This is a genomic window from Pseudomonas sp. JL23 (assembly GCF_056933585.1).
In genome coordinates, this window is sequence record NZ_JBXOSF010000002.1 from 57203 (window position 1) to 81646 (window position 24444).

Here is a 24444-nt window from a genome sequence, read left to right on the forward strand (position 1 = left end):
TGATCAAGGAAATATATCGGATGTGCCGGCCTATTCCCGGCTAAAGCCGGTCCCACATCAGCATGAGCATCGCCTATGACGTCTTGATCTCCAGTGTCTGGGCCATGCGCACCAGTTCGGCGAAGGAGCGGGCGTTCATTTTCTTCATGGCGTGGCCGCGGTGGATCTTCACCGTGATCTCGCTCAGGCCGATTTTCCCGGCAATCTGCTTGTTCATCAGACCCGAGGCCGCCAGGGCCATGATTTCCTGTTCACGCGGGGTCAGGCTGGCGTAGCGCTCGCGCATCTGGCGGTTGGCCTTGTGCGCTTGGCGACCCTGACGGTCCTTGTCCAGGGCGCTGGTCACGGCATCGAGCAGGTCCTGTTCGCGAAACGGCTTGGCCAGAAAGTCCACGGCGCCAGCCTTCATCGCCCGCACGGTCATGGCGATATCGCCGTGGCCGGTCATGAACACGATGGGCAGTTCGATCCGGGCCCTGGCCAGTTCATTCTGGAAATCCAGACCGCTGGTGCCCTGCAGGCGCACGTCCAGGACCAGGCAACTGGGCACGTCGGGGCGCGGGTATTGGGTGAACTGGGCGACCGAGGCGAAGGTGGCCACGCGCAACCCGATGGAGCGCAACAGGCTGCCCAAAGCCTCAAGCAGGGCAGTGTCGTCATCAATGATGAAGACCAAAGGATCATTGCTGGCGGCCACGGCTCTCTGGTTCAGTGGATGGTCGTCGTTCATTCGGGTTTCCACGGGGCGCTGGCGAGGGCATGAGTCTAGTCTCAAGGTGCCCTGGAACAAATGTCGGGGGATGAATTTTTGGTACGGTTGTGCCCTTGGTTATCATCGTTTTGCGCGCAATGGCAATCGGCCATTTCGTTACCGGGCGTTGAGCATAGATATTGCATAGAGATCAAGGGGTAAGCGCGAAGAGTGCATATTCGACTCAACCTGTTCTTTTACGCCATCTACATCTTTATTCCTCAAGGGCGCCCGGACAGGTATTACTGTGCAGGCTTTCCGAGACTCTGGCTGAAACTTTTTCGCAGTGAGAAACAAAGTAATGCCGATGATTCCCCTGCTGATTTGCGACGACTCCAACATGGCGCGCAAGCAGTTGCTCCGGGCTTTACCCAGCGACTGGGATGTTTCGGTCACGATGGCCACCAACGGCCAGGAAGGCGTTGATGCGATCCGTCAGGGCCTGGGGAAAGTGGTGCTGCTGGACTTGACCATGCCGGTCATGGATGGCTATCAGGCATTGGCGGCCGTGCGCGCCGAAAACCTTGAGGCACAGATCATCGTCGTCTCCGGCGACATCCAGGAAGAAGCCGTACGCCGCTGCATGGAGCTGGGCGCGCTGGCGTTCCTGAAAAAACCGGCTGATCCGGAAGAACTCAAGCAAACCTTGAGTAACCTGGGCCTGCTCGGCGTACCGGGCACTACGCCTGCGGTGATCCCCACTGCTGCGGTATCGAATATCAGCCTGCACGATGCCCTGCGCGAGATCGTCAACGTTGCCATGGGTCGCGCCGCCGCGCTGCTGGCCCGGGTGCTGGGGGTGTTCGTGCAGTTGCCGGTGCCCAACGTCAACATGCTCGAGGTGGGCGAGCTGCACATGGCCCTGGTCGACGCCCAGAGCCGTGATCGCCTGACTGCCGTGTGCCAGGGCTATATCGGCGACTGCATCGCCGGTGAAGCGCTGCTGCTGTTCCATGACTCGGAAATCTCCGACATGGCCAAGCTGATGCAGCGCGACTCGGCCGACTACACCGATATGGAAATGCTTCTGGACCTCTCAGCCGTGCTGATCGGCGCCTGCCTGAGCGGAATTGCCGAGCAGATCGACGTCGAATTCTCCCAGGGCCACCCCCAGGTGCTGGGTAAGCTCAACGGTATCGGTGAGCTGATTCGTATCAACCAACAGCGCTGGAAAAAAACCCTTGCCGTGGAGATCAGCTACAGCCTGGAGGGCCATAACGTTCATTTCGACCTGCTGATGTTGTTCACCGAAGACTCGGTCGAGCTGCTCTCGCATAAACTTGCTTATCTGATGAGCTGACCATGAACAACAACATCGATCTCAAAGAACTGCACTGGATGCTGACCATTACCCAGAACATCGACGTGGGGCTGGTGGTGCTCGATCGCGATTACCGGGTGCAGCTGTGGAACACCTTCATGGAGAACCGCACCGGCGTGTTGCCTGACAAAGCGGCCAACCAGTCGTTTTTCAAACTGTTCCCGGAGGTCAACGAGCGCTGGTTCAGCAAGAAAATCGAAAGCGTCGTCACCCTGGGTACGCCGGCCTTCACTATCTGGGAGCAACGCCCTTACCTGGTACGGTTCAAGAACTACCAGCCGATCACCGGCCAGGAAGATTTCATGTACCAGAACACCACGCTGTTCCCGCTGCGCTCGACCACCAGCGAAATCAGCCATATCTGTCTGGTGATCTACGACGTCACTGACGTGGCCACCAACCGCCATCAGTTGCAGGCGGCCAACAACGCCCTGCTGGAGCTGTCCAGCACCGACCGCCTGACCGGCCTGTTCAACCGCGGCCACTGGGAAGAGGTGCTGAAGAACGAATACGCCCGGCATTGCCGCTATGACTCCCAGGCCACCCTGGTGATGTTCGACATCGACCACTTCAAGCGGGTCAACGATACCTACGGCCACCAGATGGGCGACAAAGTCATCCAGCGCGTGGCTGAGGTGACTCGCCAACTTGCGCGCACCGCCGATATCGCCGGCCGCTACGGCGGTGAAGAATTCGTCGTGCTGTTGCCCGATACCGACAAGGCCGGCGGGAAGATTTTTGCCGAGCGTTTGCGCCAGGCCATCGAGGCTCAGGAGATGAGTCACGAGGGCCAAGTGATCCGTTGCACCATCAGTCTGGGGGTGGCGGATCTGTCGCAACCGACCGCCGAGTACAAAACCTTGATCGAATGGGCGGATCAGGCCCTGTATAGCTCGAAGAAAAACGGCCGCAATCAGGTCACAGTCCACGAATAATGGCGGGGAACGCCCGATCTTGAGCACGATTCAGCTTTTTTTCATGATGCAGTGCTCAATCGGCGATGTCCTAAATCCACAATGGCGGCAAGCAGCTAGTATGTGGTCGTTCACCCAGTGTCAGGAGCCAGGTCCTAGCATGGAGTGCGAAGAGGCACTGGGAGAACACTTGATTGGATACCTGCGAGGTCGCCCGACTTCGCAAGCCGGGCATTTCGCCTTCTGCGATGTGTCGGCACGTTGAGTCATGTCTGCTAGGATCGCGATTTTGCGCTGACCTTCAGGGACATCATGCGACCCACTTCTACCCTTACCGTTACCCCTGTCGACCAGCCTCTGGTCGGACGTGTCAGCCCGCCTGGCTCGAAATCCATCACCAACCGCGCCTTGTTGCTGGCCGGTCTGGCCAAGGGCACCAGCCGCCTGAGCGGCGCGCTCAAGAGCGATGACACCCGGGTCATGTCCGAAGCCCTGCGTCTGATGGGCGTGCAGGTCGACGAGCCGGACGACAGCACTTTCGTGGTCACCAGCAGCGGCCACTGGCAGGCCCCGCAACAGGCGCTGTTCCTTGGTAACGCCGGTACCGCCACACGTTTCCTCACCGCCGCCCTGGCCAACTTCGAAGGCGAGTTCGTCGTCGATGGCGACGAATACATGCGCAAGCGCCCGATCGGCCCGCTGGTCGATGCCCTGCAACGCATGGGCGTGGACGTCAGCGCGCCGAGCGGCTGCCCACCGGTGACCGTCAAGGGCCTGGGTGGCCTGGCTGGCGGGCGTATCGAGATCGATGGCGGCCTGTCCAGCCAGTACGTCTCGGCCCTGCTGATGGCCGCTGCCTGCGCCAAGGGCCCGATCGACGTGGCCCTGACCGGCAGCGAAATCGGCGCCCGTGGCTATGTCGACCTGACGCTGGCCGCCATGCAGGCCTTCGGTGCGCAAGTCCAGGCTCTGGACAACGGCACCTGGCGCGTTGCCCCGACCGGGTATCAGGCCACGGACTTTCATATCGAACCGGACGCTTCGGCCGCCACCTACCTGTGGGCGGCCCAGGCCCTGACCGGTGGCGCCATCGACCTTGGCGTCGCCGCCGAAGACTTCACCCAGCCCGACGCCGAAGCGCGCCTGCTGATCGAGCGTTTCCCGAACATGCCGGCCGTGATCGACGGCTCGCAGATGCAGGACGCCGTGCCGACCCTGGCCGTGCTCGCCGCCTTCAATAACCAGCCGGTACGCTTCATCGGCCTGGCCAACCTGCGGGTTAAAGAGTGTGATCGCGTCTCGGCGCTGTCCCACGGCCTGTGTGCCATCGCTGCGGGCCTGGCCGAAGAGCAGGGCGACGACCTGTTGGTCCACGCCAATCCGGCCCTGGCCGGGCAGACCGTCGATGCCCTGATCGACACCCACGCCGACCATCGCATCGCCATGTGCTTCGCCCTGGCCGGCCTGAAGATCGCCGGGATCCGCATTCAGGATCCGGACTGCGTCGGCAAGACCTACCCCGGCTACTGGGACGCCCTGGGCTCCCTGGGCGTACAGACTCAGCGTAAGGACTAAACCATGAGCCCGGCACTGCCTCCCGAACTGCTCGCTCGCGCCCAGGCCCTGATTGATCGCGGCGGGCGGCGCCTGCTGGGTATCGTCGGCACGCCCGGGTCGGGCAAATCCACCCTGGCCCAGCTGCTCGCCGATGCTCTTGGCGAGCAGGCGGTGGTGGTGCCCATGGACGGCTTCCACCTGGCCAACCGCGAACTGGCCCGCCTGGGCCGGGCTGCGCGCAAGGGCGCCCCGGACACCTTCGATGTCGGCGGCTACCGCGCGTTGTTGGCACGTCTGAAGCAACAGCAACAGGACGAAACGATCTATGCGCCGCTGTTTCAGCGCGAAATCGAAGAGTCCATTGCCGGCGCCATCACCATCCTGCCCCAGACCCGGCTGGTCATCAGCGAAGGCAATTACCTGCTGCTCTCACACGGGCCGTGGGCCTCGATCGCGCCGATTTTTGATGAGTGCTGGTTTGTGTCAGTAAGTGTCGAAGAGCGTCACTCACGCTTGATGGAGCGGCATCAGCAGTTCGGGCGCAGTGAAGAGGCGGCGAGGGCGTGGATTGACTCGACCGATGAGCCGAATGCGCGGTTGATCGAAGGGGATCGGGACAGGGCGGATTGGGTGGTTGAGTGGCGTTAGAAGATTCCGTTCTGTTTACGATGCCGGCGGATTACTTCAACCTTTCAGTCGCTTTGCGATAAGCCTCTTCGCCTTCGCGCTTGCCGACTTCATGGTCGATGACCTGATATACAAGGCGATAGCCGCTGCTGCGCAGCTTCAGCTTGTAGCAGTCTGGCAATGAATGCAGGCGATTGGCCTCAATACGCGGGTTAAGCAAAATCTCGGACAGTTTCTTCTTGAGTTGCTGCCGGACTGTATCCCCTAGTTTGTGCCACTCCTTTAGCGCTCTGGCATCGAATTCAAGGCTATAGGTCATCCAACGAAACCTTTACCCGTTGCGGATGAGCCAGGCGTTCGCGAACTGTCGCCACCAGCGCTTCGTCTTCTGGCGTCATCAGTACGGGCCGAAAGGGCAACTGACCACTATCAGCCACGTATTGCAGGGCCTGGCGCATCAGTTCGGAAGGGGTTACGCCGAGTCGATCCAGTTCGCGATAAGCGCGAGCTTTCAGGTCGTCGTCGATGCGGATGTTGATCGAGGCCATGGAAAAATACCTGTAATGACAAACGTCGTTACGATGGCAAGATTTTTGGGATTTCGCAATAGAACAGGCCATAGGAATGCGATCTTGTTGTGCCTTCAGTGCAGGTGTTTTTGGACTGGCCAGGGTGAGCCAGGAAGAAGGGCAGGATATCTCTTTAAAAAAGCGCTGAGAGGTAACTATATGTGTACAGATTCAGGGGCAGGGTCGACATAGGTACATGTCCACGGTGAGTATCCAAATTGGCTAAAGGGTAGTTGCCTATTTGATGACTATCCGACGATGCTACGTACCGGCTACTGCACCCCTTCGCGAATGAATTCCCACAATACCCAGCCAGCGCTGCCCAGCCCGACCAAGGGCCATCCCCCTGCGCAACCTATCCCCCATTCCACAGTCCATTGCGCATCCATTCAAACCGATGAACCCCCAACCATGAGCCGTTTCCAACAGATTTGCGCCAACCCGCAGGGCCGGGACTTTGCCGTGGGGGACATTCACGGGCATTTCAGCCGCTTGCAGACAGCGCTGACGGCGGTGGGGTTTGATGCGGCAGTGGACCGGCTGTTCAGCGTCGGTGATCTGGTGGATCGCGGGCCGCAGAGTGCGCAGTGCCTGGAGTGGTTGGCGCAGCCGTGGTTCTTTGCCGTACAGGGTAATCACGAGGCGCTGGCCATTCAGCATGTGCAGGGGCGGATCGCCGATTACCGCCTGTATATGGCCAGTGGCGGCGCCTGGTTTCTCGACCTGACGCCTCAGGCCCAGCGCCTGTATGCCGAGCGCTTTGCGCAGATGCCGATTGCCCTGCAGGTCGAGACCGCTGAAGGCCCTGTAGGCCTGGTTCATGCCAATTGCCCGCTGCCCAGTTGGGCGCTGTTGCGCGACACCTTGTTGGGCCATCTGCCGGGGCTGGAGCGGGCTGAAGAGGTGTGCCAGTGGTCCCGCGAGCGTCAGCGCAGTCAGGATGCCAGCGGTATTCCCGATCTGCGCGCCATGGTGGTCGGTCACACTCATCTACCCAATCCGGATGTGCTGGGCAATGTCTTTCATATCGATACGGGTGGCTGGCGTTCTGATGGGCGTGGGCGGTTCACGCTGCTGGATCTGGCGACCCTGACCTTTGCGTTGGACGCCGTCTGAAAATCATAAGATTGATCGACCCTGTAGACGATCCGGGTGCTCCAACCCTGATACGCCTGCATCCCGCCACGCTGCCCCGAAGAGGGGTTCCCAGTTTGTCCGGCTCTCCATTTTCAATCCGTTCGGCAATAACCTTCAGGATTCGTGAAGCGGTCGCGTTGCCGAGGTAGTCAAAATCGTCTTGAACGTCTGGATGGAACGTAACAACCCAAGCCATCCTTATTCCTTAGACGCGTATCGCGCTTGCATGTCACTCAGGGAGATGGCTTTGGTTTTATCAAAAGTACTGAGCCGTTCACGAGCGACAGCGTCTACGCGCAAATCATCAAGCTCATCCAATAGCTCTTGATAGGCGTCCACATTGATGATGACAGCCGCTGGCTCGTTGTCTTTGAAGATAACCAGGCGCTCTGTTGCTCGACTGGAAACTTCCTTCAGGCGAGCGCTAAAGGTTCTTACCATCGTAGTGACTGATACGGCTTGATCAGCTCGGTCCAGAAGCGCTGACATGTTTTTTCTCCAGCTCGGGATGCTATAGCACACAAATTCTACGTATTTAGATGCGCGTTAAAACACGCATTATGATGCGTGCTATAGACCGATTCCGATATATCGAAAAGTCAGCGTTCTGGCCAGCCTGTTTCTACAAGGTGGCCATCGGCTAATCAGCTAAAGCCCCTTGCGCCTTATTTTGCAATCGGATCCAACCCACTGGCCTTGATCGCCTTCGCCGCTTCTTGCGACGCCAGGAAATCCAGCAGTTGGCGGGCCTGTTCGGGGTGGGTGGTGCGGCTGACGATGCCGCCGGTGTAAAGGGTCATCTGTTGGGCTTGATCGGGGATCAGGCCGACGATGTCGATGCCTTCCACCGGCTTGAGTTCGCTTAGCTGCTGGAAGCCGATCTGTGCTTCGCCACGGGCGACGACTTCACCCACGGGCGTGGCCGGAATCATCTTGCTCTTGTCCTTGAGGCGGTCGCCGATGTGCATCTGGTTGAACAGCACTCGGGACAGGTAAACGCCGCTGGCACTGTCGGAATAGGCGATGCTCTTGGCGTCGAGCAGGGTCTGCTTGAAGGCTTCCATGGTGCTGATATCGGGTTTCGGATCACCGTGGCGGATGGCCATGGCGATATAGGACTTGCCCAGTTCGACGCGGCTTTTCGGGTCGACCAGGCCGTCCTTGATCAGCCGGTCCAGAGCGCTGCTGACCATCAGCACCACATCGGCCGGCTCCTTGCGCGCCAGGCGGTTGGGGATGGCCTGGGGCGTGGCGCCCATGGACGGCGCGGCCTGGGCCACCAGACGCACGCCGGTGCGTTGTTCGTAATCGGCACTCAGGGTCTGGAAGGCGGACATGATGCCGCCAGAGCTCAAGATGACCAGTTCGACGGGTTTCGGGGCTGTAGCGGCATTGACGAAAGCCGCAGGTACCAAGGTGATTGCAGCGCCGAGCAAAAAGGGAAGCAGTTTTTTCATGTGAACAAGAGCCTGACTGTGAAAGGAACGCGGGGGCGATTATGTGGCAAAGTCGCCTCGGGTGTACGGATATCGAAAATGCAGACAATAGCCGCGTTACAGAGCAAGGCAGCAGAGTCATTTCACTGAGCTAAGTTTCATGAAACCTGCGCCGCCCGTTCAGCGGTACGGGGTTTCACCGCTCGTCGCTTGTGGCCTCAGCCCACGGGCAGCGATGCCACACTGCCTGTAAAGGGGAATCGGACTCCCCGGCCCAGGACCTGCCAATGATCGATGATCATTTCCCAGGGGCCTCGTGCAGTATTCATGGTCGTTCGCGTGTAGATGAAAGTTCAGAGCGCCCGGTTTCACCCAGCCCGGCCAGACCCGATCCGGCGGCGGCAGCCATCCCCGCAATACCTCTTCCCGCCGACCGGACTGCCTGGCCAGGGCCGCGCATTGCCATTTTGTTATGCACCTACAATGGTGGGTCCTTCCTTGAGCAGCAGTTGCAGTCGATCCAGCGCCAGAGCTGGCCGAACTGGCAAGTGGTGGTGTCCGACGACGGCTCGAGCGACAGCACTCTGGATATTGTCAGGCGCTACCAACAGGCCTGGGGGCAGGAGCGATTGCGGCTATATGCCGGGCCTCGTCGTGGGTTTGCGCATAATTTCATGTCGGTCACCTGCCGCGCCGATATCGACGCCGATGCTTATGCCTGGTGCGATCAGGACGATATCTGGCGCGAAAACAAACTGCAGGTCGCCGTGGCCTGGCTGCGGGGTATTGCTGCCGGAACGCCGGCGCTGTATCTGGGGCGCACCGAACTGTTCAGCGAGGCCGAGCAATCATTGGGTTATTCGCCGCTGTTCCGCCGCCCGCCCTCGTTCGCCAACGCCCTGGTGCAGAGCATTGGCGGTGGCAACACCATGGTCTTCAACCGCACGGCCTGCCAGCTGCTGCGCTTGAGCGGCAGCTGCCAGGCGATCGTGTCCCATGACTGGTGGGCCTATCTGCTGGTCTCCGGCGTCGGTGGTCAGGTGCGTTACGACGCTACGCCCTACGTACTGTATCGCCAGCATGGCGGCAATCTGGTCGGCGCCAACGCCAGCTGGACGGCCCGCTGGGTGCGCCTGCGCATGCTGTTTCAGGGCCGCTTCAAGAACTGGAACAGCATCAACATCGAAGGCCTCGAGCGCCTCGAACAACAACTGACCCCCAGCAACCGCCAACGCCTGGAGACCTTCAAGCGCCTGCGTCACCAAGGGCTGGTGCTGCGGCTGTTCAACCTGCTGCGTTGCGGGGTGTATCGGCAGACGGTTCTGGGCAATATCGGCCTGGTGGTGGCGGTGGTTTTGAAGCGGCTGTGAAGGAGGCCAGATTGCTTCGTTGTTAAAATCTGAGTACGATTGGATTTCGAAGCGACTGACCGGATGAGATTGAGCGCTTCCCAGCGGCCTGGCCGTACTCGCGCAAGGCGGGTCGAAAGTGGTGTCCGGATCTGCTTTACCCAATACGAAAAAAGGTGCCCTGACCGGCACCTTTTTTCGTTTCAGCGCCGCGTTGCCGTGGGTTGATTTAAATAGATTTTGCCGCACAGTAAAACGAAGGCTATTGAGCCTTTCAGGTTTGGGCTGCGGCAGTCATCTTCGTGATACGCACTTTCGACCACCAAGTTCAAATCCTGCCATTGACGCCGTTCCTTGGACGCTCGACGTACTTCAAAAAAAACGTGGTAAGGGCCAGCCGGGTCATTGATGCTGATCGAGTAACACCAGTTGCGTTGAGCCGCTGTCTCCCAGACCCTGGCTTTGGGGTGTTCAAGGCTTTTTATCAGTTTCGGCAGACCATGAGACAGCTGGTATCGAATAGAACAGAACGAGCGTGGGCGAGGTGTATGTATATCTATGATCGGTGTCCCTGAAATATGTCCTACAGGATCATAAGCCTTGCTGAAACAATGAGTTGAAAATGTGACATGCACACGTAGCTCGCGCTTGGCCAGCGTGCTGTTTACGAGGAAAGTGAAGGGTTCTAGGTGCGTGAGGTCGTAGGTTTCTGCGCCGATGGACAGCGACGAAAAATAGGGCATGGACGCTCGCAGGTTTTCTAAGAGGCGCCATCTTATTCTGAAAAGAATATTTCGCAGATAATGCCCACTTGCCACCCCTACCGTCCGGCGTAACCATTTGTGTATCAAGAGGTTGCAGGCCTAATCTGCAAGCTGGTCAAAACCCCGTCACTGGCACAATGAACACAACCACTGAAACCGATATTTCCGGTCTCAGGTGTTACGACAAGGTTGTCGATGCTGTCACCTACACCGTTCCGCGCGGCATCACCCGGGAAGCCAGGGGCCGTGTGTGGATTGTGCGAGTCCTGAAAAACAAAGAGCCGCTGGTACACGCCCGCTTTACCGATGCGCGCTTTGGCGGTACGCGTCGGGCGCTGGACGCGGCCATCATTCACTTGCTGCACAGCGGCCTGGCCTGGCGCAGTGAGGACGTCCTGTCGCTGAACGAACGCGCCGTGGTGCACTGGCGCAAGCGCAGCGGGGTGGGTTTGTGTGCGGTGGCGTATGTCAGTCGCACGGCCGAGGATCGGGCCCATGCCGGAAGGGGAGAAACTCTGTTTCTGGCGACGTTCCGGCGCATCGCCAGCGGGCGCGGAATGGACAAGTTTCGCGGCAAGTTGATCGAGGTCCTGGAGCTGGCCTATGCGCTCAATCATGACGGCGAAAAAGCGCCTTATGCCGAGCAGAAAAAGCTGCGTCGCGAGGCGGATAAAGTGCTTGAAAGTGAAGCCTTTGAGCGCTTTCTGGAGGCCGGTCAGCGCAAGGTCGATCAAATCGTCGTGACCGAGTATCTGGATGCTGTCGAACCGCCATAAACGCCTCAAGTAACGGGCTGCGCAGCCGATGTTTCAAGCTTGACATCCTCCCCTCCCTCTCGGCCTGCTACGCAGGGCCTCGCCAGACAAGCTGGAAAGGAAGCGGATTCCTACCGTGTTTAGCCCGTTAGGGCTAACTCACCTCGCTGGGTTCCTGCTGCTGACGGCCTTACAGCACCATTCACTTCACAGGCGAACCGGGCATGTCCTGCCCTTAAAACATTGATCGCACCAACAACGTCGGCGTTATCCTCGAAACCACATTCGACACACCGGAACTGGGCCTGTGTCTGCCGGTTATCCTTGCAGACATGCCCACAGCATGGGCAGGTCTGGCTCGTATAGTGCGGTGCAACTGCAACGAGGTATCCGCCCTTCCACGCCAATTTGTAGTCCAGTTGCCGACGAAACTCGAACCAACCCTGATCGAGAATCGCTTTGTTCAGACCTGACTTGGCCCGAACATTCCTGCCTGGTTGCTCACTGCCCCCTGCCGATGACTTGGACATATTGCGAACCTGCAAGTCCTCGACACAGACCATCGCGTGGTTTTTGCTGATGCTGGACGTGGTTTTGTGCAGGTAGTCGCGGCGAGCGTTACCGATATGGCTGTGAATGCGCTGAACACGGGCTTTTGCTCGTTTCCAATTACGGCTGAATTTGGTTTTTCGGCTCATCGCCAGCTCCATATCTTTGAGCGCATGTTGCAGCGGGTGTACAGGGGCCTCTTTCAACCAGGGTGTTTCTGAGCCGTTGCGCCAAGCGGTGAGTCTTTTTGCCATCGCTACATAGCCGATGAATGTGTTCCCCGCTTCATGATTTTCCTTCTGCAATGCCAATGCCTTATTGAACACAAAGCGGCATGCCCCGCAGAAGCGGCGCATATCACGCTGCTGGTCGCCGGTTGGCATGAGTTCGAATTTAAAGGCTTGGAGTCGTTGCATAACCTCCATGATAGTCTTGGCCTATGACGAAAAAAAATGATATTCGGCACGGCAGACACTGCGTATTCCTGATGCATGTGCATTTGGTCTTCGTAACCAAATACAGGCGCGAGGTATTCACCAAGGTGATACTGGATGACCTGCGACACATCTTCACGGGTGTCTGCATAGACTTTGGGGCTGAACTGGTGGAGTTCGATGGAGAGGACGACCACGTTCACCTGTTGGTTAACTACCCACCAAAGGTTGCGGTATCGACACTGGTTAACAGCTTGAAAGGCGTTTCCAGCAGAATGATCCGTAAGGAGCATTACCCAAGCATCCGTCAGAAGCTATGGGGCGGCGCACTCTGGTCGCCCAGCTATTTTGCGGGTAGCTGCGGTGGAGCCCCCATCGAAATTATTCGCCAGTATATTGAGCAGCAGAAGACACCGCATTAACCCACCAAGGCAAGGGACGGCTATGCCGTGCGCGCTATCCTTCCCCGCCCTGAAGGGCGAGGTTTGCCGCGCACTGGATCAGTAAATGCCAATTTCGAAAAAGAAATGAGCTATCGGGCAGCCGATCTTGTGGGGCGCTCCCTGGAAGATCTGGTGCCGGCCCACGTCAAGCAACTGGATTTTTTCCAGCGCCTGAAAATGGCCCTCAGCCGCGGCGAACACCTCAATGGTGCCGTACGTCTGCTGCGCGGCAACGGCGACGAAGCCTGGCTGCGTTCGATCCTGCAACCGGTGCGCGACAGCAATGGGCGGGTGAAGTCCTTCACCCTGCACTCCAGCGATCTGACCCGCACCATCGAAAGCTCCCGCGAACACGAAAACCTGATCGCTGCACTGCAACGCTCCACCGCCGTCATCGAATTCAACTTGGACGGCATCGTGCTGGACGCCAACTCGCGCTTCCTCGGCGCCGTGGGTTACTCGCTGGAACAGGTCAAGGGCAAGCATCACCAGATGTTCTGCGAAGCGCAGGAATACAACTCGGCGGCCTACCAGACTTTCTGGGAAAAACTGCGCCGTGGCGAGTTCGTCACCGGCCGCTTCAAACGCGTCGACAGCCGTGGCCATACCGTCTGGCTGGAGGCGTCCTACAACCCGATTTCCGATGCCCATGACCGCCTGTACAAAGTGGTCAAGTTCGCCACCGTCATCACCGACCAGGTCAACCGCGAAAACGCTGTGGCCGATGCCGCGAATATTGCCTTCAGCACCTCGCAGCAGACTGATGGCACCGCGCAGAAGGGCGCCGGTGTGATTCAGGAAACCGTCGACGTCATGCGCGAACTGACCCAGCACATGGAACAGGCCGCCGAGAGTATCGCCGCCCTCGACAAGCAGTCGCAGATCATTGGCTCGATCATCAGCAGCATCAGTAGCATCGCCGACCAGACCAATCTGCTGGCTCTCAACGCCGCCATCGAAGCAGCCCGTGCCGGTGAGCAGGGCCGCGGTTTTGCCGTGGTTGCCGACGAAGTCCGGCAACTGGCCTCGCGTACCAGCAAGGCCACCGAAGAAATCGTCGGTGTCGTGGCACAGAACCAGAAACTGGCCGAACAGGCAGTAGCGATCATCGTCAATGGCAAGCAACAGGCGCAGCAAGGCCTGGACCTGGCCAGCCAGGCGGGCTCGGTGATCGTCGATATTCAGGACGGCGCGCAGCGTGTGGTCAGTGCCGTAGGGCAGTTCGCCAATCAGCTGTCGAGTTAAGGGCGGGATTTTGAAGCGAGGGGTTTTGCGCAGGCAAAATTAAGCCCGGCAAAAGCCGGGCTGGAGGGACAAGCGCCTGGGGATCAGCTCAGGCGGTTAGCACCAACGCGATCAGCACCATCAGCAGCGACGCGGTTTGCACCGACACGGTCAGCACCATCAGCACCATCAGCAGCAACACGGTTAGCGCCAACACGGTCAGCACCGTCAGCGGCTACGCGGTTAGCACCAACGCGATCAGCACCATCAGCGGCGACGCGGTTTGCACCTACATGGTCAGCGCCGTTTTCGGCAACGACCTGGGCGTTCAGTTGATCGTGGCCAGTGATGGCTGGAAGAGCGAAGGCGCTGGAAGCCAGAACAGAGAAGGCCAGGCCGAAGATCAGTTTGGAAGTTTTCATGGTGGTTGCTCCAGATCGGTTAGAAGTTGTTGTTAACTCGGTATGGAGGTAATGCTACGCCGCTGGGATTTATTAAGAAGTCAATGCGATTGGTACCGATCATTGCTGAAATTGATAGTTGTTTAGGGAACGAATTGTGGGGTGAATTCTGTGAGCGAATTCATTCGCGAAGGCATTCCAGGCGATGAATATCTCTCGAATGTACGGCGTTTTTCAAGGTAGTTGTCGCGTCGGCGGTGTTGCTATGCCACTTTCACGATCACGCTGAGCTCCCTTTCAGGATTTAGATAGACCGTTCCGATCGGACTCCAATTGCGTGTTTCAGCGGACCATCGTTCAGGCTTTTTCTCTCGGGCGAGTCGGTAAACATCATGACGGCGGGCAAGTATTTCCTTGTCCTTGCCGTCATGCCGCTGGGTCGGTGTGACGAAGCGGATTCGGCTATGGCGATGCACTGTGTTGTACCAAGTCATGAAGTCTCTGACCCAGGTACGCGCCTCGTCCAGGCCTCCAAACCCATTCACGGGCCATTGCGGACAATATTTCAACGTCCTGAACAGCGACTCCGAATAGGGGTTGTCGTTGCTGACGCGTGGCCGTCCCCGCGAAGGTGTTATTCCCAAATCGTGCATTTTGGACAGAAGCGTCACCGACTTCATGGGCGCTCCATTATCCGAGTGCAGCACCAACGGTTGGCGCCAGCACTGCTCCTGGGTCACGCTTCGTTGCAGTAACGCTGCTGCCTTTTCCCCGCTTTCTGCTTCGTAGACCTCCCAGCCCACGGCTTTGCGGCTGTAAATATCCTCAATCAGGTAGAGGTAGTAAAACTGCCCGCGAACCGGCGAGGGTAAGTAGGTGATGTCCCATGACCACACCTGATTGGCCGATGTTGCTGCATACGTCGTGGGGGTTGCACGGTGCTGTGGACGTTTGGCGCGCGAGCGATGCTGTTGCTGACCTGCCGTGTGCAACACCCGGTAAAAAGTAGCTTCCGAGGCCAGATAGCGTCCCTCATCAGCCAGCTGCGGCACGATCTGGCTCGGTGGCAGATGCGCATAAGCCTTGCTGCTGCACAGCGTCACGATACCTTGGCGCTCCAGCTCGCTGAGTGCATTACGGGGTGTTGGCCTGAGCGTCGTGGTGCGCCCATCGGCAAGGACTTCCAGCGGCAAGCTCCAGCGCTGCAAAGTTCTCAGGGAAATGCCGACTTCCTGACAAGCAGGCGCCCTTCGGGCGCCCGCGGTAATGGCTTCATTGAGCCAACTCACGAGTAAATACCGTTCTGGCAACAAGGTCAGCTGTCCTCGTCGTCGTTCCCCCAGTAGGCATTGAGCTTTTTTCGCAGTACCAACAAGGCTGCTGTTTCAGCCAGCGCCGCGTCTTTACGTCGCAACTCACGCTCCAGAACACGGATACGATTTTTATCCTCGCGCGCTTGTCCAACCTCTGCTTTTTTAGCGGTCGGCTGATTAGAGCTGTTGATGATAAACGCGTTACGCCAGGCCGCAATTTGCTCGGGAAAAATTCCCTTGCGACGGCAGTACTCGCCCAGCTCCAGCTCAGACAGGGGCGATGTTTCGATGATCACCGTCAGTTTGGATTCGGCTGACCAATTCTCCGACGGTTGCTTAGTTTCGGACAATTGAGTTCCTTGCGCCGCAGCTTGTTTGCGCCATTGATAGAGAGAAACATCGCTGCACCCCTCACGCCGTGAGACCTCTTTTACAGAGAGACTCAGGGGCGGGAGCATCATTCTCAGCAGTGATGCTTTTCGTTCGGGTGAGTAGAAAGACATGACCATACTCTTGCCGCCCCCGGAATGCGTTTAAGAATTCGCAGAGGCGACAACTATCCTGACACCGGGGGTGTACCCGCCCCTTCGCGGATAAATCCGCTCCACAGGCCTGTACGCGCCGGTTCTCTGCGCTTGCCGATATCAAAATGGGTGCTGGAAGCTTGTCCAGATCCAGGTAGCCCGGCAGCACCCCGTCATCGAGACATTTCCCAAGCTCTTTTGAGAATCCCCCTACAGAGCCATCCGTTGCTTTCGTTTAGCGTCCTTCACCTTGCCGTGGCCGGTGCCGTTTTTCGGTCTCCAGGTTACGGAGACGCCGCTAAACCAAAGAATCAGGATGATGGAAATGACTGCACCTTTGCACCCCGTGTACACCAACGAAGTCACCCCGGACTACCTGCGCACGCTGGACCAATTGCCGTTCACAGAGCAAGAACTGGCAGGGTTCAGCGAAGAAGCCCTGATCCGGGTTCGTCAACGGCAGGCTTACTGTAAGGCCCACCCTCCTACAGGTATTTGTCGATTTGCGACCGCAGGCAGCCAGACGCGTGACGGCGGTGTGATCCAGCAGGCAACAACGCGACTGACGATCACCTTGAATGACAAGCAGAAAGCAGGCGTCGCGCAGGTAGGTGATTGTGTGGTGTATAGCGATGGCCGCACCGCACAGATCGTGACCGGGTCGGGCAAAGACAACAGCCACTTCGCGCTGGTTGGCAGCCTGCTATGTAATGGCGACCGGATCATCAATACGCCACAAAGCGTTGCGTATTGCGTACTGCGTGATGGCATAGCGAAGGCCGAGGACTTTCTGCCCGAGGGCATAAGCCATGCCTGAAGGTTTTTTTATTCGCCTGGGAGACAAGACAGAATGCGGCGGGGAGGTCCTGCAGGGCGATGAACGCGTCATGATGTATGGCATTGAGCATGCCCGCGAAGGTGATCGGGTGAGCTGTGGCAAGGACGGCAAGATTTATGAAATTACCGGTGGTGTTCCCTTTTACATCAGTCACGGCAAACAAGTGGCGGGCACGCTGGACAGCTACAGCACCTGCCCCTGTCGGGCGAAATTGATTGGATCTTCGCATCTGGGGTCATACATCAAGGAAGACGATTACGCGCCGCCGCGAGCCAGTCGGGCTGCCGCCTCACCGGCGCGCCAAGCGGATACCCGCCACGAATCAGCCTATCGGGCACCTGAGTCGCAAACTGCGCCTTCTGCCGGCCCCTCGCCTGGCTCACTCACTCCGGCCACCCCGGCATCGCTGACCCCCGAGCTGATCGCGGTCGCTGGCAGCCAGCATGACAGCGGCTCCGGCAACAAGATGATGTTCATCGCCCAGGCCGTGCGCGAACTGGCCGAATTCCGGTACGACAACCCCGGCATGGCGCGCACGCTGGTGGTGTTCACCCCGGCCTACAACGACGCCATGCTTAGCGCAGCACGGGCGTCTGCCGACCACTACGACGCAGGCTTCATCACCGTCAGCAACGCCCAGGAACTGATCGACTACCTGAACCAGGGCAAAAACCGCGAACAATCGCCCATCAAGCACCTGTCCTTATTCAGCCATGGCATACCGCATCAGATTGCCTTTGGTTATGAACTGGCCGGAGGCTATCGGCTGGCTCTTAATGTACTGAATTACAGAGAAATCTCGCCCTCGGCTTTCTCCAGTACGGCACGGCTGGACAGCTATGCCTGTCGCACCGGCATGGGCAACCGCTCCGAGTTTCCTGTCGAAGATGGCATTCAGTTTTTCCCGCAGACCAATGAAAGTCTGGCGCAGTTGCTGGCTGATCATTTGCGGATCAAGGTGAGGGCGTTTGTTCGGCGTTCGGATTACAAAAATACCTGGGGGTCGTTTAGAGATCGGCAGCGGAGTAAGTCGTGTCAGGCTAATGGTAGTGCAGTGCCACACGAGAAGTGGTGTGAGGAATGGAAAAAGTTGGAAGTCGAGCGCGATAAATACGATAACAACTTAGACTTTACCTACCAGGCCGCAGGTGCCACCAAACCCGTGATTTCGGGCGATACACCCGTTGGTGCACCGGGAGGTCACCTTGAGTTTCTGCCGAAGTAAGAGTTTATGGCCTGCAATAATCATATTCTCGCCGCTACTGCTGATCGCGGCCAACTACGGATTGAAGACAATGACAAGTGTATACAATCGTGACTTTGGCAATGGTGTAATTGTTTACGCAGACGATTTTGTAAAAACGGGTAAATGGGTCTTCGACTGCAGCAACTCCCGCTTGATCAGTAGGCAACCACTCGCGGCGCCCATAGAAGAGCTTAAAAAATCCGACAGGCTTACTGTTGGTAAAATGTATTCTCTGAGCGATGCTGACGAGGAGCAGGCAAAGGTAGCGATCAAGGCAGTAATGGGGGGCGAAGGCTGGTACAAAAAACTATATTACCGCTACTCCCGTCTGGGTGAAAGTAACGATCTAAATTTACATGTTTTTGATTTGCTCGCCTGGCATGATGGTCGATCATGGGCGTTGAGCGTCGAGCAGTGGTTTGATAGAAAAAATAGATTCAACTTCGAGATAGTTGCTGAGCCCTACGACCCCGAAACCTATATGGATTATGCCAGGTCATTGCAGGCTGCCGCCAAGAGCTGTCCTATTCCACAGTGAAAGCATCCATCAGTTGAGCTGTAAGTGCGCGTGGGAGGCTGCTTGCCAAGTGTGGGAGCCTCCTTGGAGGCGATCAAGTGCGTAGCGCCCGCAATGGTATCGGTGCCTGACCTGGCGCCATCGTCAGCAAGCCGGCTCCCACGAGATCTCACTCCAGTTTTCTATAACAGAGGAACGAAAGTCATCCGTCCATCGACCTCACGAATGACGGAGATCACTCGTAGCGCCGGGTTGTATTCGCTGCATTATGGGGATAGATATTCAACAGATATCTTAGGAGGCCCTGCCATGCCACTCATTGATAAAAGCGAGTCGTTTCTTCTGAACTTTCGCAGTCAAGATACGCCCACCGGTATCAGCAGTGCGACCTTCAGGATGTTGATGAAACGAACTGGCTTGAACCGCACAGAAATTGCCCACCTTGCCCTGCGCCAGATGGCCAACCAGTATCTGCCACATTATGAGATGGACAACGGGCCGCTGACTGCCAAGCAAAGCGCCGTCATTCGTGCTCATAGCACTGCCTCGAATACGCCTGACGAAAGCTTTTCTGAAGGGCTGTTTGATTGAGGCGCGCAGAGCATGGTCAGTCGCCGTAGGGCAATTTGCCAACCACTATCGAGTTGAGGGCAGGGCTCTGAGACGCGGTTTTTCGCAGGCAAAATTAAGCCCGGCAAAAGCCGGGCTGGAGGGACAAGCGCCTGGGGATCAGCTCAGGCGGTTTGCACCGATGTGGTCAGCACCATCAGCGGCGACGCGGTTTGCACCAACGCGGTCAGCACCATCAGCGGCTACGCGGTTTGCACCGACGTGATCCGAACCGTTTTCAGCAACGCGGTTTGCGCCAACACGATCAGCACCATCAGCGGCTACGCGGTATGCGCCAACGCGGTCAGCACCATCAGCAGCGACACGGTTAGCACCAACGCGGTCAGCACCGTCAGCGGCTACGCGGTTTGCACCAACGCGATCAGCACCATCAGCAGCGACACGGTTTGCACCTACATGGTCAGCGCCATTTTCGGCAACGACCTGGGCGTTCAGTTGTTCATGACCAGTGATGGCTGGCAGAGCGAAGGCGCTGGAAGCCAGAACAGAGAAGGCCAGGCCGAAGATCAGTTTGGAAGTTTTCATGGTGGTTGCTCCAGATCGGTTAGTTATTAACTCGGTATGGAGCCAATGCTACGCCGCCGGGATTTATTAAGAAGTCAATGCGATTGGTACCTGTCATCGCTGAAATTGATAGTTAACTAACAGCATGATCTGCAATGAAATATCTCCCTGTGAGAGCAGGCTTGCCTGCGAAGGGGCCCGTTCAGCCGACGCCTTTTCAGCGTCTGGCAGGCTGCCTTCGCAAGCAAGCTTGCTCCACAAAATCGATTTGGGCGGTCAGAGAAATTCAAAGAATTATTTAGTCAGAAATGACTAATTATTGAGCTTTTTTCTATATAATAAGTCAAATGTGACTAATTTAGCTTTTGGACAATTACCGCTATGTCTCTCATCCACTTGCTCTACTCGCCAGCAGAGATCGCTCGAGATGTAGGAAAAAACGCCAGGGCAGTGCGTCTCTCGAAAAACCTTTCGCGCAAGACGCTGGCGGAGCTTTCTGGAGTTTCGGAGTCCTCGATCCAACGGTTTGAGGTCGGCGGCTCAATCACTTTGGAGGCCATGATACTCCTGGCTACTGCGCTCGATGAGTTGAAGCCGATCACGGCCCTGTTCAACCCCCACCAGCCCAATTCATATGCAGAGTTGAAGAGCGCTGGACGCAAGCGAGGTACGAAATGATATCGCGCGGCGGTTATCCGAAACTGAAGCGCTTTGACACCCTTGAAGTGACTAAAAACGGTGTGAAAGTAGGGGAGCTTTACAAGGAAGAAGGTAAAGGCATCTATTTCATCTACGACCAGGGCTGGCTGGCGACAGGGTTTAATTTGTCGCCTTTCTCAATGCGTTTTGATGATAAACCCCAGCTTGCCGGGGACGTTGAGCTGTTCGAAGGTCTGCATGGCCCGTTCGCTGACTCCCTTCCTGACGGCTGGGGGATGCTGTTGATGGATCGATTTCTCAACAGCACCTTTGGAGATGGCAAGGCCTACACGGTCACTGCGCTGGATCGTTTGGCGTATATGGGTGATCGAGCCATGGGAGCATTTGAATATCATCCTAAAGCCGATATGGAGAAACTGAGTGGCTCGGTTGATTTAGCCGATCTTTTTGAAGCATCAATCAAGGTATTGGAAGGTGAGACGGCGGCTGTGCTTACCAAACTGCGCCTTGCTGGTGGGTCACCAGGCGGTGCAAGGCCCAAAGCGATTGTTGCGATGTCGCCTGACGGAAAGCATGCCACTTCTGCATTTGAGCGTATTCCCGAGGGCTATGAGCACCGTCTCGTAAAGTTCAGGGCTGACGATGAGCCTGTGCAAACGGGCGCGATTGAATATGCCTACTACCTGATGGCGCGGGAGGCAGGCGTTCAAATGGCAGATTCGAGCCTTTTGAGCCTGATGGCGAACGGCAAACCTGAGCGTTTTTTTTCGACCAGACGCTTTGATCGGCAAGGCGAGAAAAAACTGCACGTCATGACTGTCTCAGCCCTCATGTATGCCAGTTTCAAGGCTCCAACAATGGATTACAGCGAGCTGTTGAAGCTGACCAACGTGCTGACTCGCAGTGCTACGGAAGTTGAAAAAATGGCTCGATTGATGATCTTCAACGCCCTGTCGCATAACCATGATGATCACACCAAGAACTTTGCATTTCTGTGCAATGAGTCCTCACAACCGGGTGAGCAGCCAGCATGGACGCTTGCGCCAGCCTATGACCTGACATTTTCACACGCTCGAGGCGAACACACGACGGCATTCTCCGGCCATGGCAAGGCCACTCGAAAGATCATTCATGAACTGTGCAAAGACTATAAATACCTGCGCCCTGATGAATATATTGCTCAGACGCTGGAAGCTCTTTCGGGATGGCGAGCGGTGTTTGAACGTGTGGATATTCCTCTGCAAGCTGGTGCTGGGATGTTCCGTGTCCTGGAACAGGATCACGAAGCTTTCGAGGACATAAAGAAGCGCCGACGATGACTACTCAGTAGCTGAAAGATGCGATGAAGTAGAGGCCATTACAGTCATCCAGGCAAAATTAAGCCCGGCAAAAGCCGGGCTGGAGGGACAAGCGCCTGGGGATCAGCTCAGGCGGTTTGCACCAATGTGGTCAGCACCATCAGCAGCGACGCGGTTAGCACCAACGCGATCAGCACCATCAGCGGCTACGCGGTTAGCACCAACACGATCAGCACCGTCGGCGGCTACGCGGTTTGCACCAACGCGGTCAGCACCATCAGCGGCGACGCGGTTAGCACCAACGCGGTCAGCACCATCAGCAGCGACGCGGTTTGCACCTACATGGTCAGCGCCGTTTTCGGCAACGACCTGGGCGTTCAGTGGGTCATGACCAGTGATGGCTGGAAGAGCGAAAGCGCTGGAAGCCAGAACAGAGAAGGCCAGGCCGAAGATCAGTTTGGAAGTTTTCATGGTGGTTGCTCCAGATCGGTTAGAAGTTGTTGTTAACTCGGTATGGAGGTAATGCTACGCCGCCGGGATTTATTAAGAAGTCAATGCGATTGGTACCGACCATTGCCGAAATTGATAGTTAACTAACATCCTGATCTGCAATGAAATATCTCCCTGTAGGAGCAGGCTTGCCTGCGAAGGGGCCCGTTCAGCCGACACCCATTCAGAGCCTGACAGGCTGCCTTCGCAAGCAAGCTTGCCCCCACAAAATCGATCTGATCAGCTCGTGAAATAGCCGGTACTCACACCTTGAAATGGCTGACCAACTGCTGCAGCTGATTGCCCAGTCGCGCCAGTTCGATGCTGGAAGCTGCGGTTTCTTCGCTGGCCGAGGCGGTCTGTTCGGAGACGTCGCGCACGTTAAGGATGCTGCGGCTGATCTCCTCGGCCACTGAGCTTTGCTGTTCGGCGGCGGCGGCGATCTGCTGGTTCATGGCCTGGATGCTCGAGACTGTCTGGGTGATGCTGCCCAGAGACGTGCCGGCCTTGCGCGCCAGTTCCACGCTGCTGTCGGTCAGCTCGCGGCTGCTGAGCATGATGCTCGACACCTGGCGGGTACCGTTCTGCAAACCGGCGACCAGGCTTTCGATTTCTTCGGTGGACTGCTGGGTGCGCTGGGCCAGGCCGCGGACTTCGTCGGCGACCACGGCAAAGCCACGTCCGGCTTCCCCGGCGCGGGCGGCTTCGATGGCGGCGTTGAGGGCCAGCAGGTTGGTTTGCTCGGCCACGGCCTTGATCACGTCCATGACCTTGCCGATACGCCCGCTTTCCTGTTCCAGCTCATTCATGGCCACGGCCGAGCGCCCGACCTCATTGGCCAGGCGCTCGATCTGGGCCACCGCCTGGGCGACCACCTGGTCACCGGCGCGCGCCTGCTTATCGGCTTCTGAGGCCGCCTGGGAGGCTTGTTCGGCGTTGCGTGCGACTTCCTGGACGGTGGCCGACATCTCGTGCATGGCGGTGGCCACCTGATCGGTCTCGGTCTTCTGGCTGTTAACGCCGGCGCTGGTCTGCTCGGTCACGGCAGAGAGTTCTTCGGCGGCACTGGCGATCTGGGTGACGCCATCGCGGATGCCGCCGATCAGGTCGCGCAGGGTCGTGCCCATGCGCTGAATGCCTTGTTGCAGCACGCCGATCTCATCCCGGCGAGTCACCTCCAGGGTGTGGCTCAGATCCCCCGAGGCGATGCGCTCGACCACGACCAGAGTGTCCTGCAGCGGCCGGGTGATCTGACGGGTGATCAGTACGGCGGCGAGGATGCCCAGCAACAAGGCCAGTGCGGTGCAGCTCAGTTGCAGGGTGCGGGCCTGGGCAGCGTCCGCATCGCGGGAGGTCAACTGGTTGGTGTACATGTCGCTGCTCAGGCGCGTGATGGTTTCGCCCAGATCGACGGTGACTTGCACCGCCTGAATGATGGCCTGGTTAGTGGCGGTGAAATCCAGCACCGAGCGTCGATAGCTCAGCAACGCAGTTTCCAGTTGCTTGACGGTGTCGGCATGGACATCGCCAAACGTGCTGTTGAGGGGGTCGATGCCCTTGATGGCATTGTCCATCTGGCGAGCGGCGGCCTGTTCGGTGGTGCTGTTGGGGTTGCCGGTGTAGCCGCGCACTTCGTAGCGCACCAGGGCCAGGTCTTCCTTGGCCTTGAGAATGACCTTGAGCATGCCGTAGCGGCGTTCATCGTCGGCGGGCAGGGCCTCGACGTCATCGATGATCTTGCCGATCAGGGCCGCGCCCTTGACCGCATTGACGCCCATTTCCTTACGCGTGGCGGCGTCATTGCGATAAGCCTCGCGCATGGCATTAAGGGCGGTCTGGTAGCGGGTGCTTGCCTCGCCGATCTGCGCCAGTTTCTGAAGGTTTTCCGGGCTGCGCAGTTGTTGTGCGAGGAATTTCTGTTGCGCGACAAACTGCTCCAGAGAGGCCTGAATCAGCGTGCCTTTTTGCTCGTCGCCCTTTTCCACCAGGTATTGCAGGCGGGCACGGCGCAGATGATCCAGGCGGGCGTTGAGTTCGGTGAGGCTGGCCATGCGATCGGTGCGATCGATCATTTTGCTCAGGCTGCTCCAGCCGGTCACGGCCAGGAGAGTGGTCAGTACCAGCACCACGGCAAAGCCGAGGGCCAGTTTGAGCATGACGCTGAGATTCGCGAACCAAGAGTTCATTGCAGTCC

General features: G+C 57.8%; 26 protein-coding genes and 3 pseudogenes. 16 read left to right on the forward strand and 13 right to left on the reverse strand.

The window, feature by feature from the left end; all coding sequences use genetic code 11:
• Window positions 1-73: 73 nt before the first annotated feature.
• Window positions 74-730 (reverse strand): response regulator transcription factor, encoded by a 657-nt coding sequence (locus tag AC1Z24_RS31795; protein WP_483746771.1) that lies wholly within the window; start codon window positions 728-730, stop codon window positions 74-76.
• Between the two features lie 322 nt (window positions 731-1052).
• On the opposite strand from AC1Z24_RS31795, the gene AC1Z24_RS31800 reads away from it, so the two are divergent.
• From AC1Z24_RS31800 to AC1Z24_RS31815, 4 genes are all read left to right on the forward strand, one after another.
• The gene (locus tag AC1Z24_RS31800; RefSeq protein ID WP_483746772.1) at window positions 1053-2051 is read left to right on the forward strand and encodes a response regulator; all 999 of its coding nucleotides are present in this window, start codon (window positions 1053-1055) and stop codon (window positions 2049-2051) included.
• Between the two features lie 2 nt (window positions 2052-2053).
• The gene (locus AC1Z24_RS31805; protein WP_483746773.1) at window positions 2054-3007 is read left to right on the forward strand and encodes a sensor domain-containing diguanylate cyclase; all 954 of its coding nucleotides are present in this window, start codon (window positions 2054-2056) and stop codon (window positions 3005-3007) included.
• 291 nt (window positions 3008-3298) lie between these two features.
• Window positions 3299-4561 carry a 3-phosphoshikimate 1-carboxyvinyltransferase gene (aroA, locus tag AC1Z24_RS31810; RefSeq protein ID WP_483746774.1) on the forward strand — a complete coding sequence of 421 codons (1263 nt, stop codon included), beginning with the start codon at window positions 3299-3301 and terminating at the stop codon, window positions 4559-4561.
• Window positions 4562-4564: 3 nt separating this feature from the next.
• Window positions 4565-5191: a nucleoside/nucleotide kinase family protein gene (locus tag AC1Z24_RS31815; protein ID WP_483746775.1), complete on the forward strand. Its 627-nt coding sequence runs from the start codon at window positions 4565-4567 to the stop codon at window positions 5189-5191.
• 31 nt (window positions 5192-5222) lie between these two features.
• Here the strand turns inward: AC1Z24_RS31815 and AC1Z24_RS31820 are convergent, their stop codons facing one another.
• Window positions 5223-5489 (reverse strand): type II toxin-antitoxin system RelE family toxin, encoded by a 267-nt coding sequence (locus AC1Z24_RS31820; protein WP_483746776.1) that lies wholly within the window; start codon window positions 5487-5489, stop codon window positions 5223-5225.
• A complete protein-coding gene (locus AC1Z24_RS31825) occupies window positions 5479-5718 on the reverse strand; it encodes a type II toxin-antitoxin system RelB/DinJ family antitoxin (protein WP_259110189.1) in 240 nt (79 codons plus the stop codon). Before AC1Z24_RS31825 ends, AC1Z24_RS31820 begins: the two co-directional genes overlap by 11 nt.
• 432 nt (window positions 5719-6150) lie before the next feature.
• Here AC1Z24_RS31825 and AC1Z24_RS31830 point away from each other — a divergent pair, with 432 nt between their 5' ends.
• Window positions 6151-6855, forward strand: a complete 705-nt coding sequence (locus AC1Z24_RS31830) for a metallophosphoesterase (protein ID WP_483746777.1) — start codon at window positions 6151-6153, stop codon at window positions 6853-6855.
• Window positions 6856-7074: 219 nt separating this feature from the next.
• Here AC1Z24_RS31830 and AC1Z24_RS31835 read toward each other — a convergent pair whose 3' ends face one another.
• Window positions 7075-7365 (reverse strand): type II toxin-antitoxin system Phd/YefM family antitoxin, encoded by a 291-nt coding sequence (locus AC1Z24_RS31835; protein ID WP_259109985.1) that lies wholly within the window; start codon window positions 7363-7365, stop codon window positions 7075-7077.
• A gap of 176 nt (window positions 7366-7541) precedes the next feature.
• Window positions 7542-8333, reverse strand: coding sequence for a substrate-binding domain-containing protein (locus AC1Z24_RS31840; RefSeq protein WP_483746778.1), 792 nt, complete (start codon window positions 8331-8333; stop codon window positions 7542-7544).
• A gap of 443 nt (window positions 8334-8776) precedes the next feature.
• Here AC1Z24_RS31840 and AC1Z24_RS31845 point away from each other — a divergent pair, with 443 nt between their 5' ends.
• On the forward strand, window positions 8777-9682 hold the full coding sequence (locus AC1Z24_RS31845) for a glycosyltransferase family 2 protein (protein ID WP_483746825.1): 906 nt from the start codon (window positions 8777-8779) through the stop codon (window positions 9680-9682).
• Window positions 9683-9864: 182 nt separating this feature from the next.
• On the opposite strand, the gene AC1Z24_RS31850 is transcribed toward AC1Z24_RS31845, so the two are convergent.
• A complete protein-coding gene (locus AC1Z24_RS31850; RefSeq protein ID WP_483746779.1) occupies window positions 9865-10404 on the reverse strand; it encodes a hypothetical protein in 540 nt (179 codons plus the stop codon).
• Between the two features lie 158 nt (window positions 10405-10562).
• Between AC1Z24_RS31850 and AC1Z24_RS31855 the strand changes: the two genes are divergently transcribed.
• Complete coding sequence (locus tag AC1Z24_RS31855; protein WP_483746780.1) at window positions 10563-11201, forward strand: hypothetical protein; 639 nt, start codon at window positions 10563-10565, stop codon at window positions 11199-11201.
• 119 nt (window positions 11202-11320) lie between these two features.
• Here the strand turns inward: AC1Z24_RS31855 and AC1Z24_RS31860 are convergent, their stop codons facing one another.
• Window positions 11321-12145 carry an RNA-guided endonuclease InsQ/TnpB family protein gene (locus tag AC1Z24_RS31860; protein WP_483746781.1) on the reverse strand — a complete coding sequence of 275 codons (825 nt, stop codon included), beginning with the start codon at window positions 12143-12145 and terminating at the stop codon, window positions 11321-11323.
• A gap of 23 nt (window positions 12146-12168) precedes the next feature.
• On the opposite strand from AC1Z24_RS31860, the gene tnpA reads away from it, so the two are divergent.
• The 3 genes and pseudogenes from tnpA to AC1Z24_RS31875 all read left to right on the forward strand — a co-directional run.
• Complete coding sequence (tnpA, locus tag AC1Z24_RS31865; RefSeq protein ID WP_259099102.1) at window positions 12169-12585, forward strand: IS200/IS605 family transposase; 417 nt, start codon at window positions 12169-12171, stop codon at window positions 12583-12585.
• Window positions 12586-12612: 27 nt separating this feature from the next.
• A pseudogene (locus AC1Z24_RS31870) lies at window positions 12613-13311 on the forward strand (PAS domain-containing protein); the annotation flags it as partial.
• A 105-nt stretch (window positions 13312-13416) separates the two neighbouring features.
• A pseudogene (locus tag AC1Z24_RS31875) lies at window positions 13417-13851 on the forward strand (methyl-accepting chemotaxis protein); the annotation flags it as partial.
• A gap of 83 nt (window positions 13852-13934) precedes the next feature.
• On the opposite strand, the gene AC1Z24_RS31880 reads toward AC1Z24_RS31875, so the two are convergent.
• The gene (locus AC1Z24_RS31880) at window positions 13935-14252 is read right to left on the reverse strand and encodes a hypothetical protein (protein WP_483746782.1); all 318 of its coding nucleotides are present in this window, start codon (window positions 14250-14252) and stop codon (window positions 13935-13937) included.
• Between the two features lie 242 nt (window positions 14253-14494).
• Window positions 14495-16047 (reverse strand): IS3 family transposase gene (locus AC1Z24_RS31885; RefSeq protein ID WP_483746783.1). Its coding sequence is split into 2 segments (ribosomal slippage): window positions 14495-15585 and window positions 15585-16047, totalling 1554 coding nucleotides; the frame shifts between segments, so codons are not numbered across the junction.
• Window positions 16048-16393: 346 nt separating this feature from the next.
• On the opposite strand from AC1Z24_RS31885, the gene AC1Z24_RS31890 reads away from it, so the two are divergent.
• From AC1Z24_RS31890 to AC1Z24_RS31905, 4 genes are all read left to right on the forward strand, one after another.
• On the forward strand, window positions 16394-16885 hold the full coding sequence (locus tag AC1Z24_RS31890; protein ID WP_483746784.1) for a hypothetical protein: 492 nt from the start codon (window positions 16394-16396) through the stop codon (window positions 16883-16885).
• On the forward strand, window positions 16878-18131 hold the full coding sequence (locus tag AC1Z24_RS31895) for a PAAR domain-containing protein (RefSeq protein WP_483746785.1): 1254 nt from the start codon (window positions 16878-16880) through the stop codon (window positions 18129-18131). Before AC1Z24_RS31890 ends, AC1Z24_RS31895 begins: the two co-directional genes overlap by 8 nt.
• Before the next feature lie 70 nt (window positions 18132-18201).
• Window positions 18202-18690: a hypothetical protein gene (locus tag AC1Z24_RS31900; protein ID WP_483746786.1), complete on the forward strand. Its 489-nt coding sequence runs from the start codon at window positions 18202-18204 to the stop codon at window positions 18688-18690.
• Between the two features lie 288 nt (window positions 18691-18978).
• A complete protein-coding gene (locus AC1Z24_RS31905; RefSeq protein ID WP_483746787.1) occupies window positions 18979-19260 on the forward strand; it encodes a hypothetical protein in 282 nt (93 codons plus the stop codon).
• Between the two features lie 138 nt (window positions 19261-19398).
• Here AC1Z24_RS31905 and AC1Z24_RS31910 read toward each other — a convergent pair whose 3' ends face one another.
• Window positions 19399-19824, reverse strand: coding sequence for a hypothetical protein (locus AC1Z24_RS31910; RefSeq protein WP_483746788.1), 426 nt, complete (start codon window positions 19822-19824; stop codon window positions 19399-19401).
• Between the two features lie 360 nt (window positions 19825-20184).
• Between AC1Z24_RS31910 and AC1Z24_RS31915 the strand changes: the two genes are divergently transcribed.
• Both AC1Z24_RS31915 and AC1Z24_RS31920 read left to right on the forward strand, forming a co-directional pair.
• Complete coding sequence (locus AC1Z24_RS31915) at window positions 20185-20481, forward strand: helix-turn-helix domain-containing protein (protein WP_259110045.1); 297 nt, start codon at window positions 20185-20187, stop codon at window positions 20479-20481.
• The gene (locus AC1Z24_RS31920) at window positions 20478-21782 is read left to right on the forward strand and encodes a type II toxin-antitoxin system HipA family toxin (protein WP_483746789.1); all 1305 of its coding nucleotides are present in this window, start codon (window positions 20478-20480) and stop codon (window positions 21780-21782) included. The genes AC1Z24_RS31915 and AC1Z24_RS31920 overlap by 4 nt, the downstream gene beginning before the upstream one ends.
• A gap of 102 nt (window positions 21783-21884) precedes the next feature.
• On the opposite strand, the gene AC1Z24_RS31925 is transcribed toward AC1Z24_RS31920, so the two are convergent.
• The 3 genes and pseudogenes from AC1Z24_RS31925 to AC1Z24_RS31935 all read right to left on the reverse strand — a co-directional run.
• Window positions 21885-22232, reverse strand: a complete 348-nt coding sequence (locus tag AC1Z24_RS31925) for a hypothetical protein (RefSeq protein ID WP_483746790.1) — start codon at window positions 22230-22232, stop codon at window positions 21885-21887.
• A gap of 281 nt (window positions 22233-22513) precedes the next feature.
• Window positions 22514-23377, reverse strand: coding sequence for a methyl-accepting chemotaxis protein (locus tag AC1Z24_RS31930; RefSeq protein ID WP_483746826.1), 864 nt, complete (start codon window positions 23375-23377; stop codon window positions 22514-22516).
• A gap of 39 nt (window positions 23378-23416) precedes the next feature.
• A pseudogene (locus AC1Z24_RS31935) lies at window positions 23417-24436 on the reverse strand (methyl-accepting chemotaxis protein); the annotation flags it as partial.
• Window positions 24437-24444: the final 8 nt, after the last annotated feature.